The following is a 14900-nucleotide window of genomic DNA, read 5'->3' as shown; positions in this document are numbered from 1 at the left end:
TTAAAAACAATATTTGTCTAGCAAGTTACGCTAGCTTACACTCTATTGTTACTATAGAGTCAACAAGGTATTTTATGAAAATAGGTGAACTTGCAAAGTTGTCAGGTTGTTCAATTCAAACCATTCGTTATTACGAAACACAGCAATTATTATTTGCTGTTGAACGCAGTGAAGGTAATTTTAGGTTATACAACAAGCAAACAATTAAACAACTCTTATTCATAAAACAGTGTCGATCATTAGATTTATCGTTAACTGAAATTAGGCAACTTATTAGTCTCAGACAAGATGCCGACAATAGCTGTAATTCAGTTAATAGCATGATAAATACTCATATTGAACAAGTTGAACACCGCATTAATCAGTTACAAGGTTTACGCAAAGAATTAAAAGAACTCAGTATGAGCTGTTCAACAAACAAAGCAGTGAACGAATGCGGTATATTGAAAAATATAACCGCACATTCTTCTCTGAAAGATAGCTAGGCGTTATGCACTGCGATTTTTTAATTTATTTTGATAGTAGTAAACCATGAAAAAACCTACAACCGCTACTTGTGCCAATAGCCCTTGCCAAGTTGAACCTATACCAATCCAACTGATCTCAATATGAATGGGTAAAGGTGATATGGTCACTATCGCAGCCTCCTGTAGAGCTGATATCGCTTTTCCCATTAAAATAAACGCTAGGGCTAATAATAAATAAGTCGTTGTTGAGAAAAAACGCGCAATGGGTAATTTAATTGAATATTTTAATAAGCCCCAAGCAACAATCGCTAATAATCCACAACCGATTATAAAGCCCCCTAGAACGACTGAAAACTGTGTAGGTGAAGCTTGTGTTAACAGTGATTGATAAAATAGTACGGTTTCAAACACTTCTCGGTATACAGCAATAAATGACAAAGCTGCTAAGCCCCACAAGGTGCCTGTCTTTAGCTGACTATTAATATGTTTTTCAATATAAGCTTGCCACTGCTGTGCATTGGTTTTGCTGTGCATCCAAATACCTACATACAACAACATAATGGCGGCAATCATTGCTGCTACGCCTTCCATCACTTCACGGCTAGCACCACTTATGCTGATTAACGACTGGGCTGCTGCCCAAGTAATAACACCCGCCACTAACGCACCTAACCAACCAAAATGAACAAATTTGATGGCATCTTTACGCTGAGTACGCACTAATACGGTCATTAGCGCGATAATAACCAGCAAAGCTTCAAGACCTTCTCGCAGTAATATAATTAAACTCGCACTAAAGAGTGCTGTATTAGACAAGGATTGCTCTGATAACAGTTGTTCTGCTTGTGTAAGCTGATTAAATATTTTATCTGCAAGTTTGAAAAGTTGTGTTTCTTTATCTGCATTACTAATAAATTGGCGCAAAGCAATTAAATCTATTTCAATACTTTTTCTTAGTACAGGATCATAAGCATTTAGACTATTTTCAACTAACTCAAAGCCATCTAAATAGGCACTGATAGCAAGTGTGCTTGCTACGGAATAATTCTTATCTTTATATTCCCTTAAAGCCAGTTGTAACTGGCTTTTCGCAATTTCTATTGGGCTTTTCTGTTGGTCAAATAAAGTTAAGGGCTGTGCTCTAAGGAACTCTACTTGCTGCTGGGTTAATTGTTTTGAGTTTGCTTGGCTCATTTGAGCTATTTGGTTTGGGCTATAACGTACCCAGTTCATTATATTAGGTAAGTCATTAACCTTAATTTTTTTTTCGATCAGTTTGTTATCCCTAAACGCTAAGCTGCCTACATAAAAAGCTAAAGACCAACGTTGTTGCTCTTTTAACTGAGTAAAAGCAGGCATTGCGGTATTATCTAAACCATTGGAAATAGCGTCAAACAAGCCAAGTAATGAACGATTTTGTGCCCGTTCTTTATTGACAAAATTGGTGGGTTCTGGATTTAATTGTTTCGCTAAAGTGCCATCTCCTTGACCTGAAACGCCATGACAGCTTGCGCAATTTGTTTGAAATAGTGCTTGGGTATTTTCTAATGACATTAAATTTTGAGGTAATAGAGTGGCTGGCATAAACGTTAATAATGAGCTGCGTAATTTGGCGGCTAATTGCCTCACGTCAACTAATGCTGACTTTTCTGATACTGCTTGCTGTAACCTCTCTGCTTGCGGTAATAATAGAGGCTCATTTAGCGCTTTGAGTGCTGAAATTTTGTTCACTATGATGGCTGAAAACTCAACCATCTCTTGATATTCGTCAGTATTGATCACTTTGCCTTGATCAACTGCTGCTGCGTAATCGACACCAATATACTCGGCTAACTGACTTAATTGCCTAAGTTGTATTTGCTGACTTTCTTGTATAGCTTGCATGTTATCTTGAGACGTTTGGCTAACTTGTGAAAAGCTTGGCCATGAACATAAAAAAAAATAACTCAAAAATACTATTAATAAATAACGGGTCATTGAAGATCTCTTAAACATTAAATGATAACTATTCTCAATTATAAACTCTCTAGTGACTATAGTGTCAACTTAATTATTTATATTAAGCACAATTTAAGTTTATAAGCAGCAAGATCAAATGTTGATTAAGTTACCTAACACACCTAATAATTAACTATGCAGGAAAAGGTGATGTTTCACTGGATGTTGGCTTTTATTATATGGCTATGCAATAGGAAAATTAATTGATACAGTGCTTTCATGTTCGATCTATCAATAATATGGTTTAGAAGCCTGCTTATGGATATCAAGTGCGTTTGTGGCAATAATATCTCTATTATCATTAAAGCTTCTCGTTTATCTGAATAAAATAAATTATTCACTTCACCATAACTATTTTTTCCCTGATGTAACCATCAGAACATCTCTATTATTAATAACAGTCGATTGATCTTGATCTAATGGAACTAGCAGATTTTACGAACCCGAAAACAATAGTTAAAGAAATACTTAGCCAAAATCCAAATATCAAATTACCAATCCCATTAGAAGAAATAGCAAGTGCTGCCAGGATTAGCGAAATTCAATACCGGTCACTCGATGGTTTGGAAGGCGCTTTAGTTGCAAATAAAAAAAGAGTGAAGGTATTATTGCTATAAATAACAAAACAATACTATCAAAACAACGTTTTACTTTAGGACATGAACTTGGGCACTTCCTCATCCCTAGTCACGGACATAAAATGCAATGCACGGTTAAAGATTTGGGTAAAAAGACAAGTTCAAAGTCTAAAGTATTTTCATCACAATTATTAATGCCACCCCAACTACTGACAAAAAGAGGTTTATTAGATGCCTCTCCTAATGTTAGTAACATTATCCAGCTTAAAGATATTTGTGACGTTAGCTTTCAAGCTTGTGCTAATAATTATATTAATATTCATGGCGATTATTTAGCTGTTGTTTATTCTCATAATAGTATTATTAAGTACGGGTTAAATGCCGATGCTAACCCACTTTGGCTAAATGCCGACAGAGGTAAGGCACTCCCTAGAGGTAAGGCACTCCCTAGAGGTAGCCATACTTCAACAGTCGATCTTACTAAATATCAAAGCATTAGCTCCGATGAAGTAGATACTGAATTATGGTTTAGCCCCAATAACAACTTTGAATACCCTGATACATTGGTTGAAGAAACATACGTTCAAGAAGACGGTTGGGTTGCAACACTATTATGGATTGATGACATCGAAGAACTATAACTAAAGGTTAACCCAATCAACGTTAACCCTTTTATCAATTTCTGCTTTGTTACACCTTTGGACGTGTATAGGAAACACATCTACGCCAGTAACTTTAGCAATAGCGTAACGATGGTGTCCTCCTTGGAAAATAACCTCGCCATTATCGACAGACTTTACTAAAGGAGGCGAAATCGCTCTACCCTCTGATAAATATACGATTAAATTAGCTAAACTGTATTTACTGCCAAGTTCCCAAAGTTCACCATCATCTATGCGACTATAGTGGCATAATATTTTATCGAACTCCGACAATGAAACATAACCAAAAATAAATCCATCAGGATAATATTCTTTAAAGTCACCTTGAGTCACACCATCTAAAGAGAATCTTTGTGATTCAAGCGACACATCCCAATTAAAAATAATATCAGGCCATAATATTACTGGAGAATCTATATACTGCTCTGCTTCTTTTGATATTCTAGCCCTTAATGCAGCTTGTTTTTTTGCATCAATAGGGTCTTCTCCATCAATCAAAGTATGTAACTCTACTGTAGATAACTTAATAGATCCTGACATTACTCACCTGAGGCTTAACGGACTGACTTAATTTTTATTTGCTTTCGGATAAATGTTCGGCATTACTTTGTATACCAGTGGTTAATTGCACTGGCGTTTTAAATCTAACACTATATAGTTTATCTTCCGCTGTACTATTTTCTTGGTCAAAATGTAAATATACTTGTTCAGGAAATTCTCTAAACAAAGTTGCTTGCCAAGAAGACTTCTGTTCTCTTAACGACAATGTATTGAATTTTCAGCACTAAATTCTTCACGGGCCAATTTCCATGCGTGATTAATAGTGATAATGCGTTCTAAAATACAAGTAATACTGATTTATTAACAATAATTATATTCTCAACTTTCTATTGAGCATAGCTCAGTACATTGACATAACAGCACTTTACTAAACAATGCACCTATACAGATAAAACCATCCCCCTCCTGAGTTGGCGACAACTGTAAACCAGAAGAGCACTCTAAACTCTCTTTTTTATCAGACGTTAACTAACTTGTCCAGTCAGCCAAGTTAGTTGACGCCTAATACTTTTTTTGAGATTTGTGCCTAAGAAGCTGTTGTGCAATGACTGCTCCAAGCCATCCACCAATGAGTGAAAATAGATGTAATCACTTTCAGGTATTAGCCAAGCGGCTCGCTGAACTTTGGATTTATCAAATGCGTAAGCTAAAAAGGTAATAACGCTAATACCAAAGTAATCAACAATTAATTTTTGAGGGATATGATCAAGGAAATAAGCACTAGTCATCAGTACAAAGAATGAGACTGATAGGTATATCGAGAACTTACTGATTTTTTTAACCTGTTCTTTCTTTATTTTTTCACATGTAAATGTTGCATCATCAGCACAATAACGGCTCTGCCTCTCTTTGGATATTAAAAAGGTAACGCCATCATTTATTTTAGGTGAGCGACTTCGATTTGAAAATACGTTTTTATGAATAAAAACATGATCTCCCCCACCGTTGGGTGCAATAAAACCAAAAGCTTTAGCTTGATTCCATTTGATTAATTTCCCTTTTAACTGCACCTTAGTCCTCCTTGAACAAACACAAAAATATACCTTAACTCATTATTTTCATTTGTTAAACTTAATAACTAGTTACCCTTGATTTAAAGCAAAGTCTCCTAGTTAGCAGTTAACCAACTTTTTAACTACTTTTGAATAATACCTTAATGAATAGCTTAGAATAATTATACTCCTCATTTTTATTCACACTTATAAGATATATAAAAAAGCCCAAAAATTTCTTGAGCTATTTCAATAATAATTATACCACTACAAACTAATCATCTTGATCGAGTGGTACATGAAGAACTAAGTCTTCAATTTTACAATCGAAATAATTACACAGTTTATCTAAGTTATCAGTAACCGTGCTATATCCCTTTTGGTTGCAAATTTTAGTTAATGTCATCCTATTCATTCCGCAAGCCTCAGCAACCTCAGAGATTGTGACTTTTCTTTCTTCATTAAACTCTTTATCAGCAATAAGCTCTTTCACTTTAAAACGTAACACTATTCCCCCTAAGAAAACATTTATCCTAAAAATACATTGACAAACCTCATTGATTGATTGATTATATATTTAATCACAGTGATTAAATATATAATCAATTAACTCAAATAAACCAACTTAAAGGTGATTAATATGAGCATAGAAAAGTATAGCACTTATCTTACAACGGATCAGCTGTCTGACCGAATTCATTATACCGCTAGGACAATACGTAATGAATTACTTGATGCATGCCTGATAGAAGGCACTCATTACATTAGACCTTTTGGTCGTAGAAAAATCCTATTTATCTGGGAAGCAATTGAATCAGACATGCTTAGCATTGCTCACGATTCTTTAGCACTTGCATATGAAAATCAAAAGGAAATAACAAAACATGGCTAAATTATCCGCACGTAAAGATACCAACAAGCTCTATTTTGACTTTAGCTTTGATGGTCGTCGTTGTAGAGAAAAAACGAATTTAATTGATACAAAAATTAACCGCCGGCGTTTACAAAAAAAATTGGACCAAATTAATGCCGAGCTACTCACAGGGCAGTTTAGTTATTTAGGTCATTTCCCATCAAGTAAAGTAGCTTTGAAGCTTGAACAGACAGAGGCTGATAAATACGATGTGACCGATATGCCTTTATTTGTAGATTTTATTGACGAGTGGTTTGCCGAAAGTATTGTGAAATGGAGACCATCACACCTGAGAAACATGCTGAGTATGAAGAACAAATATTATCTGCCTAGCTTTTCAGAAAGAACGATCGACAGCATCACTCGCGCTGATTTACTTAAATTTCGAACCTCTCTCGCCAAAGAACCGGGTCGAAATGGACGCTTAACTCTGAGTAATAATCGCATTAATAAAATAATGGATCCATTACGAAGAGTTTTTGAGGAAGCCGCCGATCGATTTGATTTTAACACGCCTTTTGTTCGTATCAAGCCCCTTAAAATAGAAAAAACAGATGTAAACCCTTTTTCGTTTGAGGAAGTAAAAAAAATTGTTGATAAAGTAAGGCCAGATTACAGCCGCTACTATTTAGTGAGATTTCTAACTGGCATGCGAACCGGCGAAGTGGACGGGTTGAAGTGGAAGTATGTAGATTTTACTAACCGTTTGATAAAGATACGCGAAACGATTGTCGCTGGTACTTGTGATTATACGAAAAATGATTTTTCTCAACGTGAAATTTCGATGAGTGAGCCTGTTTTTAATGCTTTACAAGAGCAGCATGCTGCTAGCGCAGGTTTGTCTGATTATGTTTTTTGTAATCAAACAGGATCTCCAGTTGATCATAACAATGTTACGAAGCGTATTTGGTATCCCTTATTAAAACGCCTTGGGCTTGAAAAACGCCGACCTTATCAAACTCGCCATACTGCTGCTACATTGTGGTTAGCAAGTGGAGAATCGCCAGAGTGGATTGCTCGGCAGATGGGCCATAGTAATACGCAGATGTTGTTTCAGGTGTATTCACGCTTTGTTCCTAATCTTACCCGACAAGATGGCAGTGCTTTTGAGAAGTTATTAAAGAATACCTTTATTGAATGTAATAGTGAATTAGATATAAAGGTAGCGATAAAACTAGGTGGAGAATGTGATGAATAACCTTTCTGTAAATTCAGTAATACCGATGTCCGATCAGCCAAACTTAAACAACTTTGCTCATTTAAAGCGTTTTAAGGGATGTTACCGTTTGGTAGGTTTGTCTGCCAAAATTGATCGTAATAAACAACCTTACTGGGTTGTACAATTGTCTGATTTGCATCACTGCGTTGCGGCTTACCTTTTTACTGTACCTCTTAATATGCATGATTTTCATCATGGCGCTATGCTACAGTGTGAGATGACGATTAAACTTCATAAACACAATAAGTATTTACATTTAGTTTATATAGAAAAGGCGAGTAATGCGCTTTGCATCAAAAAATCGGGTTTACATTCATTACCTTGTGCATTGAGCCCTGATAAATCGCTATTACCCCTATTTTTTTCATTAGTTGAGTCTATAGAAAACAATGCACTTAAGGAATTTATTGCTGAGGTGCTTATGCCAAGTAATGTTTGTGTGCCTTTTATACAAGCGCCAGCGAGTTTAAATTATCACCATAACTACCCTGGTGGTTTGTTAGCACATTCTATCGAAGTTGCTCAAATTGTTTCAAATATCCCCTGGCAAGAGTCGAACAGCCGAGACTTAGCTATTACTGCAGCATTGCTTCATGACATTGGCAAAGTAAAAACATTAACCGCAAACATGCGCCGAACTCCTATCGGTCACTGGGTTGACCATGATGCGTTAACATTAGAAATATGTAGTAAGGCACTGGCAACGTTAGAACGACTTGATGAAAACAGTGCTACTTTGTTACGCCATATTTGGACTTGTGCATCACCTGGCGCGCGTTATGGTTATAAAGCGGCAACACCAATTGCAAGTGCAATTCAAGGTGCAGATAGATTAAGTGCCGATATGGCGAAACCTGCTAATGCATTGTGCTATCAGTAATGGATCATAAGTATTTATTGGCATATTTTAAAAACTCGGCCGTAAGCAAGCGACCGAGTTTTTTACAATAGTTCCAAACTTAAAAACTAGCACTTTAGCTTCACTATGTTAAAAATCTAGTTCAATATTCGTATCAATAATTTTTGATGCTTTTATTGAAGTGAGAGTACCGTTATATCGATTCGATTTTTTTAAATTTTCTGAATATTCAAATTCAATATCTACCTTCTTTTTATTAAAAGCCATGTCGCAAACAAGCTTTACATACTCCCGAGGTATAATTAATCGAGCAATAACTTTTTTCTTATCTATCGTCGCCCAAAACTCGGCCACCATTGTCCCAATTAATTCTGGCTTTGTGATACGACAACCTTCCAGTAACATTTTTTTGTAAGTACTGTTATTAATCGCTATTTTTCGAATTTTTGACAGTTTAACGCTAGCATTTTCAGTGACTAATTTTATATCGTTTTCTTCTAATTTACTTAAAAGATCAGCGGCTTTTGCTGGGAGTTCGTTGTTAGAGAAGTTAAACTCTTTCGCGGGCCCTACACCTTCTTCTTCGATGAGTTCATGATATTGATGCGCTTTTTTTATAGTTTCTTCCAGACCATTTATAAGTACTTGCTCTATGTTGTGTCTATCAAAATCATCTTGCCCATTACTATCATCATCGTACGTGACTAAAATCTTATGATTTTCAATGAAAAAAATTAGTTTATCTTTATCATGTAAGCATGACATTTGTAGTTCTAATAGGTTTTTTACCTGCAATGATACATGACTAAACTTATCACGGTCTATTTGATATCGTCCGTCGACATTTGCTTTATTAATGAAGTCAGCTTCTATTTCTATACTCATTTTCGTAATCCTTTAATATTGTTGTTGTGCTACATTCAAGACATTTAAAAGAAAAATAGCGTGAAGTATTTTGTGATCATTGTTGATTTTATTTTTGTCGTTCTTTTGCATTAATGTCAGTATATTCCCTCGTCTTTTACTGTATTGATCTCGAACTGTTATCGATTTTTCAGTGTCAATAACACTACAATGAATCAGTAATAGTAGTTTTTTGAATTTATCCCTCATGCTGCAATCAATTACAATTCCATAACGAGAGTTGTAACTTTTATTAAAAATGTCACTAATTTCCATGCGCTGGTGTGCATCTAATTTTGCTAGTTTTTCAAGTAGTTTTTGAAAATCTGCGTGCTTGATATATTTTGTTGAGGTAAATTGCTTTTTCTTACAAGATGGGAAAACTACATTTGATATATCTGAGCTGATGCTTGTACCTGTGTATCCTGTTTCAAGTTTTATTTTTCGAGTGGCTTTAATCACTGATAATACAAAGTTAAAGTCTAGTTGCAGCTGATAAGCGATTTCAGTGCTGATCTGTCCGTTTTCAGCCAATCGAATAATACGTTCGATGTTATTGAGTTGGTTGTAAATAGCACGTGTATCATTAGTTGAAATAGGCGTTAAGATAATCCCCATATCTTTACGCATACATGCTAATTGTTGATAACCTTGCCACGTTTTACCAATGTACGAACACAGTGGTAAGAAACCAAAACGGTCGCTATTACCACGAGCCAATATTTTATAAAAATGTGTTCTCTCTATGTTAACGATTGGCGTAATAGCTGACTTATCAACCGTATTAATGAGTAAGCTTTCATTTTCAGCGGCACTAATTAATCCCAGTATATGAATGTAACTGGAGAGAGTAGTTTTAGGACTCACGTGGCCGAGCAATAATGAAATAGCATTCAGAAATCGTTCTTTCGCATTTTGTGTTCCTAGAAGTTGAGTTATGACTTGCTGCGATAGTTCTACAATATCCTCAGTTCTACACCACGCTTGTAGTTCTTTGTACATCACTTGTGTGTAAACTATTTGAGACATTAACAACAACAGATAATTGGCAAAACTATGCCTTCCGTGATGCAGCTTAACGCTGTTATCACCAGTTGCAATGCGCAATGCTTCTATCACTCGACTGATATGATTATTAATAGGCACAAGGCATTTAGCAGACGTTTTATCACAGAAAAACCAAGGATTTTCACAGTCAGGATGAAATGATTTTATAAGGTTTATTTGTTCACAGATGAGTGCTTTTTCTTCGTCCGATAAAAAATATCCCACCGGAACTCTACGATTAGAGCGAACTGTTTTTGTTCTGTAAAAATAACTGGTTCGCACATGAATGACCCAGTTTATTGTATCAATATCCTTAATTTTTAGATGTGTTGCCTCACCAGAGCGAAGTCCTGCGCGATAGCATAATATTAAAATGAGCTGGTTAATTTTTTGCTCATAGGTAGTGACATGCCCATCATTTATCAATAACTTTAGGGCGCTATTATATTCGCGCATTGAAATAATATTAGCATCTGCTTCACGGTTTTTATTGCCAACACTTGGTTCAACATCGAACCAATCAACAGGTGCACAATAATAGCTACGCATAACAAAATTGTGAAAATTACGCATACTTTCAGCTCTGTGGGCACGGTCTTCTATATTTCTCGCATCTAACGCATCACTGTAAATTTCGCCTAACTCTTCTGACGATAAATTTAAAAATGAACAGCCGACAGCCTGCTCTACTAATGGTTTGGCTACATTCGACATGTAGGTTTTTAGCGTGCTTGCTGCTGTTCTTTTACGCCCTCCCCTCCCTGGCCTTTTAGAAACATCTATCAACCATTGTAAAATTAATATCATGATTTGATCTAACTGAGTAGAACCATCAATTAATTTATCGACTTGAGTTTCTCCGGACATATCGATAAATTTAGCCCAAGTTTCAATCACAATTTTCGTTGTATTAGAACAGCCTGCACCTTGTTGTTTTAATTTATTTAAATTCGTTTGTAACATCCGTAATAATAACCGCGATGCTTGGTAGTTTTCGTTAATATTAGTGCTTTGCTCAAAACTTAACTGAGCGGTACCGTGAAGGCTAATATCTGGCTGTTCAAGTATGGTCGGCTTAAATACCAATGGTATAGGCGACAACCATCTGCATAGCTTTTCCTTGGATAAATTGGTGGTTTGAATACGCCCATTTTGATATGCGTGAGTTAATGCGCTGGTGGAATCACTTCTTGCTTGGCGTAAATATTCACCTGTCGTATCAATATTTCTTAGCGCCTTTACTGCGTGAACATCAAGGATGTTTTGTTTACTGACTTTGTTTAATACGAACTTATAAATACTATTTTTAACGCCCTTGGCACTTTTTATCTCGACATCTTCAACATTATATTTTTGTATTAACAGCAGCGAAATAGAATCAATATGAATAACTTTAACTTTATTGGTTTTGCTGTCTATAATTTCAAAAAACGCCATACCGTTTTCATAAAATGGCGGTGATGTAATAACTTTCAAACTGTCAATCGTTGTTGGGATATTCATGGTGCTATTAATCACTAAGCTGCACCATATGTGGCCCAACTGATCTATCGCCGTTATTTTTTGACTGGACGTTTTTTTAGGTGCTAGTAACCATTTATTAATTTCATTTTTAATTTGAATGCCTTGACGCATATTTAAAAGTAAATTTGCATCAACGTTGAGTAGCTCTATTTCACTTTGTGTGCTGAACCATCGGCTACTGTTTGCCACTTTATCGATAAAGCGGTTGAGTAAGAATACCCGTCGTTTGAGTGTTATGCCTGATTCATGATCAGATACCGCTGCTTGCAATAACGTATCAACCATTTTTTCGTGTGTTTTTACATCATGTAAGGATTTTATATAAGGACTAACCAGTTTTCGAACCCAACGAAGTTGCTGGGAGCGCTCTGTCGACTCTGAACGTTTTAAATATGAAGGGCTATAGGATTGTTCAATTATTTGATCAGGTAACCTAAATGCAGGTCCTTTGATTATAGAAAACTCAATCGCTTCAATTCCGATTTCTTTTAATACTAGATCAATTTTATCCCCTGTCGCCCCCCTATCATTCAAGGCTATCAATGAATGATCTGATAAAATATGTTCCCCATTATCAACATGTCCCATCAAAAATTTTGCAGCGTCATACTCACCAAATTCTCGCATGGCAGAACAAAAATAGTGTCGTAAAAAGTTTAACGGTAGATTTAATTCGGGCGCTAGGTAATATTCAATATCCTTGTAGCCAACAGGGAATGTTTTCAGCTGATTTAGATCTGAACCTTTACTGACGTGATTACTGATATGAAAAAATACCGGCTCATCATTCAGGTTTAGTGTTGCAACTTTGGCTAATTTGGTTGCTACTTCGATGCTATAAGGTTTTATTGCTCTAGCTAGCTCTGCACAATGATTTTTGTATGCCTGTAACTGATGCTTAATCGTCATACATTGCGGGATTAACCTAACTGCACTATCCACAAAGTTAATTTTATCACTGAGCAAGACAAACCCATTGACATCATCAAACGTTGAAGAAGTGAAGCCAAATTCTGTTCGACTACGATGTCCTGTTCCTGCAACTAAGGTTAATAGCGTATAATTAACCCACTCATTATGATCCTCGACAAGCTGCTCAACAGGCAAGTTGTTTTGTGCTACAAAAGTTAATAGCTTGGCCCTTTTAGCTGTTATTACCTTAGCTATTTTGTCTTTGTCAATAGTTAACCGACTGCCTACAACTACATTATTATTATTTTCTGTTAAAGGGGTTACATCGATAAAATCATTGCCGTTGTTTATTGTAAAACCGAACGATGAAACGGCGAAGGCATAGTCATTTTTTAATTTATCAGCCTGTGCGGACAAATAGTATAAACTGGTTGTGGTATCAAATTCTGTGTTTGCCAGCATTAGCGCGGCATATCCCCCGTCAAACTTATGGGTTATTTTATCAAAGAGTGTTGCTCTTATAGAGGCAGCGGTAATTCTTCGGTTTACCAATTCACTGTTTTTCCAAAATGGTTTTAAGAAACGTGCTAATACACTACTAATAGCTTCACTTTTATGTAAACACATATCCTCCACTGTCATTACTGACTTTATTACTATCTTTGACCTTTGTTCTTTTATGGCATTAATCAACTCTATGGGCAGTGGCAAGCTTAACCATTCACTATGCGCTGCTAATAAATGCTTTTGTTCTGGTGCTGGTACAAAAGCGTTTGGCATTTCAATGCTTTTACGATTCCAAGTCCCCAATGTGAGGTCGATAAAGTCATGATGTGTTTTTGCTAAATCTGGCGTTTTGGAATAGATATCAATAGCTAATATGTCGGTAAAAGGTTTAGATGTTAAGAGTATTAGCGATGCAAAAATAGCTACTGGTTCTTCATTTTTTAATGTTAAATGCAAATATAAAACGAGCGCCGATATTTCATATTCTGTTAAAGCAATTGTTCGCCAACAAAGATGCATTTTTTCGATTAAATTTAACCGGCTACCGTATATTCCTGCAGCTTGCTTTGTTCTATGATCTAACTCAATATTACTTGGTGAATGCACTTCAACCAGATCAATAATTTCAGTTTCATCACCACTAACTGTATCCTCAGTAACCACAAAAAGTCGCTTTTCTTTTAGCTTTGTACCATTCCGGGTGGTGGTTATGTTTGTTTTCACATGTCCATTTTTTTGATCGGTGGGATTGATGTCGTGTTTCACAGGTATTGCTGTTTGACTTTGTACTTTTGTAGGGGCAGCTATACGTGTATTTTTTGCTTTTCTGACAAAAGGTTGATTTTCATAAAATTCTGACCATGCCCTTAAAAACTGCTCTTGAAAATCAATATGTCGTTCATTACTCAATAGCAACAATAAATTAGTTAGTCTCTTATAAGTGACGTTTTCAATGCTTAAGTTTATTTCAAGTCGAGCATTACAAGTGACTATTTTACGAAGTAAGTTTGCTGCATGAGTGAGTAATGCTGTTTTTTTAATTGCATCCCAATTATTGTGCTGTGAAATCTGGAGTAAAATAAAATGGAGTAAGTAAATTAGCAGTATTTGATTAGATTGAATATCGCTCCCAAAATTTTGACAAAACAATGCCGCAACAGGGTACTCTTCGAGGCGACCATATAATGGATTCAAGGCTGTGTGCCTTTCTTTTACTAATGTGTCTTTGAAGTGATCTGATTTTTCTATTTTCGTGAGAGCCGATAATAAAGCGACATTCGATTTTTTAATATTAGCAGGCCAATCAATTTCTTCTACTGTTTTTATAACATCGTGCAATTTTAATAATACGCTGCAAATATAAGTAAGCTCGATAGGGAAACCTACAGCCTTGATGATATTAATAAATGCTTCTGACTCACTTTCTTGATCTAAGCTAGTCATAAATTTTTTAATAATAGCGTTTGCTAAAAGTTTTTTTGTTGTCCAAATAGGTTCCAACATTTTCATTTTTTATCTCGGTTTTCAATAGTGTTTAATACGCTAAGATTTCTACGTAAAAATATTCGTTATAGGACATATGTAACGTTTTTTATAAAAAGGCGGTAAAATGATGGAATAAAATTAAATAATTTTATTCCTCTCTCTAAATTAGTATTTTATCATCCCTGATCAGAGTTCAAATGCTGATTCTTCTATGGTTAGTCCAGAATCCCCCCAAGCAAGCCCCTTTTCGAATATTCAACCCTTTAAGTTCTA

The 14900-nt window shown here is 35.7% G+C and carries 13 protein-coding genes and 1 pseudogene; 7 read left to right on the top strand and 7 right to left on the bottom strand.

Annotated features, from left to right (window positions below; translation table 11 throughout):
- The first annotated feature begins 74 nt into the window (after positions 1 to 74).
- Positions 75 to 485, top strand: a complete 411-nt coding sequence (gene cadR, locus FCS21_RS04715) for a Cd(II)/Pb(II)-responsive transcriptional regulator (RefSeq protein WP_138620895.1) — start codon at positions 75 to 77, stop codon at positions 483 to 485.
- A gap of 3 nt (positions 486 to 488) precedes the next feature.
- Here cadR and FCS21_RS04710 read toward each other — a convergent pair whose 3' ends face one another.
- Positions 489 to 2444 (bottom strand): cytochrome c/FTR1 family iron permease, encoded by a 1956-nt coding sequence (locus FCS21_RS04710; protein WP_246047005.1) that lies wholly within the window; start codon positions 2442 to 2444, stop codon positions 489 to 491.
- A gap of 137 nt (positions 2445 to 2581) precedes the next feature.
- On the opposite strand from FCS21_RS04710, the pseudogene FCS21_RS16995 reads away from it, so the two are divergent.
- From FCS21_RS16995 to FCS21_RS04695, 3 genes and pseudogenes are all read left to right on the top strand, one after another.
- Positions 2582 to 2874 (top strand): annotated as a pseudogene (locus tag FCS21_RS16995) (hypothetical protein); the annotation flags it as partial.
- 10 nt (positions 2875 to 2884) lie between these two features.
- A complete protein-coding gene (locus FCS21_RS04700) occupies positions 2885 to 3082 on the top strand; it encodes a hypothetical protein (protein ID WP_138620893.1) in 198 nt (65 codons plus the stop codon).
- Positions 3083 to 3165: 83 nt separating this feature from the next.
- Positions 3166 to 3684: a hypothetical protein gene (locus tag FCS21_RS04695; protein WP_371287207.1), complete on the top strand. Its 519-nt coding sequence runs from the start codon at positions 3166 to 3168 to the stop codon at positions 3682 to 3684.
- Here the strand turns inward: FCS21_RS04695 and FCS21_RS04690 are convergent, their stop codons facing one another.
- The 4 genes from FCS21_RS04690 to FCS21_RS04670 all read right to left on the bottom strand — a co-directional run bounded on the left by FCS21_RS04690 (position 3685) and on the right by FCS21_RS04670 (position 5766).
- On the bottom strand, positions 3685 to 4245 hold the full coding sequence (locus FCS21_RS04690) for a transcriptional regulator (protein WP_138620889.1): 561 nt from the start codon (positions 4243 to 4245) through the stop codon (positions 3685 to 3687). It lies immediately after the preceding gene.
- A 34-nt stretch (positions 4246 to 4279) separates the two neighbouring features.
- On the bottom strand, positions 4280 to 4471 hold the full coding sequence (locus FCS21_RS04685) for a hypothetical protein (RefSeq protein ID WP_246047003.1): 192 nt from the start codon (positions 4469 to 4471) through the stop codon (positions 4280 to 4282).
- Between the two features lie 259 nt (positions 4472 to 4730).
- Positions 4731 to 5276 carry a cold shock domain-containing protein gene (locus FCS21_RS17570; protein ID WP_442548484.1) on the bottom strand — a complete coding sequence of 182 codons (546 nt, stop codon included), beginning with the start codon at positions 5274 to 5276 and terminating at the stop codon, positions 4731 to 4733.
- Between the two features lie 256 nt (positions 5277 to 5532).
- Positions 5533 to 5766 (bottom strand): helix-turn-helix domain-containing protein, encoded by a 234-nt coding sequence (locus FCS21_RS04670; RefSeq protein ID WP_138620887.1) that lies wholly within the window; start codon positions 5764 to 5766, stop codon positions 5533 to 5535.
- 132 nt (positions 5767 to 5898) lie between these two features.
- On the opposite strand from FCS21_RS04670, the gene FCS21_RS04665 reads away from it, so the two are divergent.
- The 3 genes from FCS21_RS04665 to FCS21_RS04655 are packed head-to-tail and all read left to right on the top strand — an operon-like array spanning position 5899 to position 8270.
- The gene (locus tag FCS21_RS04665; protein ID WP_138620885.1) at positions 5899 to 6150 is read left to right on the top strand and encodes a hypothetical protein; all 252 of its coding nucleotides are present in this window, start codon (positions 5899 to 5901) and stop codon (positions 6148 to 6150) included.
- Positions 6143 to 7369 carry a tyrosine-type recombinase/integrase gene (locus FCS21_RS04660; protein ID WP_138620883.1) on the top strand — a complete coding sequence of 409 codons (1227 nt, stop codon included), beginning with the start codon at positions 6143 to 6145 and terminating at the stop codon, positions 7367 to 7369. The genes FCS21_RS04665 and FCS21_RS04660 overlap by 8 nt, the downstream gene beginning before the upstream one ends.
- Positions 7362 to 8270 (top strand): HD domain-containing protein, encoded by a 909-nt coding sequence (locus tag FCS21_RS04655; RefSeq protein ID WP_138620881.1) that lies wholly within the window; start codon positions 7362 to 7364, stop codon positions 8268 to 8270. The genes FCS21_RS04660 and FCS21_RS04655 overlap by 8 nt, the downstream gene beginning before the upstream one ends.
- Before the next feature lie 108 nt (positions 8271 to 8378).
- Here FCS21_RS04655 and FCS21_RS04650 read toward each other — a convergent pair whose 3' ends face one another.
- Together FCS21_RS04650 and FCS21_RS04645 are read right to left on the bottom strand one after the other, a co-directional pair.
- Positions 8379 to 9134 (bottom strand): hypothetical protein, encoded by a 756-nt coding sequence (locus FCS21_RS04650; RefSeq protein ID WP_138620879.1) that lies wholly within the window; start codon positions 9132 to 9134, stop codon positions 8379 to 8381.
- A 12-nt stretch (positions 9135 to 9146) separates the two neighbouring features.
- The gene (locus FCS21_RS04645) at positions 9147 to 14651 is read right to left on the bottom strand and encodes a tyrosine-type recombinase/integrase (protein ID WP_138620877.1); all 5505 of its coding nucleotides are present in this window, start codon (positions 14649 to 14651) and stop codon (positions 9147 to 9149) included.
- Positions 14652 to 14900 lie beyond the last annotated feature (249 nt).

It is taken from the genome of Colwellia ponticola (assembly GCF_005885605.1).
Classification (GTDB): domain Bacteria; phylum Pseudomonadota; class Gammaproteobacteria; order Enterobacterales; family Alteromonadaceae; genus Colwellia; species Colwellia ponticola.
This window is presented reverse-complemented; position numbering and strand designations above follow the sequence as displayed.

Bases quoted from the DNA above. Each gene is read 5' to 3' on its own strand.
- cadR (WP_138620895.1), top strand. From the start codon at position 75: ATGAAAATAGGTGAACTTGCAAAGTTGTCAGGTTGTTCAATTCAAACC.
- FCS21_RS04710 (WP_246047005.1), bottom strand. From the start codon at position 2,444: ATGACCCGTTATTTATTAATAGTATTTTTGAGTTATTTTTTTTTATGT.
- FCS21_RS04700 (WP_138620893.1), top strand. From the start codon at position 2,885: ATGGAACTAGCAGATTTTACGAACCCGAAAACAATAGTTAAAGAAATA.
- FCS21_RS04695 (WP_371287207.1), top strand. From the start codon at position 3,166: ATGCAATGCACGGTTAAAGATTTGGGTAAAAAGACAAGTTCAAAGTCT.
- FCS21_RS04690 (WP_138620889.1), bottom strand. From the start codon at position 4,245: ATGTCAGGATCTATTAAGTTATCTACAGTAGAGTTACATACTTTGATT.
- FCS21_RS04665 (WP_138620885.1), top strand. From the start codon at position 5,899: ATGAGCATAGAAAAGTATAGCACTTATCTTACAACGGATCAGCTGTCT.
- FCS21_RS04660 (WP_138620883.1), top strand. From the start codon at position 6,143: ATGGCTAAATTATCCGCACGTAAAGATACCAACAAGCTCTATTTTGAC.
- FCS21_RS04655 (WP_138620881.1), top strand. From the start codon at position 7,362: ATGAATAACCTTTCTGTAAATTCAGTAATACCGATGTCCGATCAGCCA.
- FCS21_RS04650 (WP_138620879.1), bottom strand. From the start codon at position 9,134: ATGAGTATAGAAATAGAAGCTGACTTCATTAATAAAGCAAATGTCGAC.
- FCS21_RS04645 (WP_138620877.1), bottom strand. From the start codon at position 14,651: ATGAAAATGTTGGAACCTATTTGGACAACAAAAAAACTTTTAGCAAAC.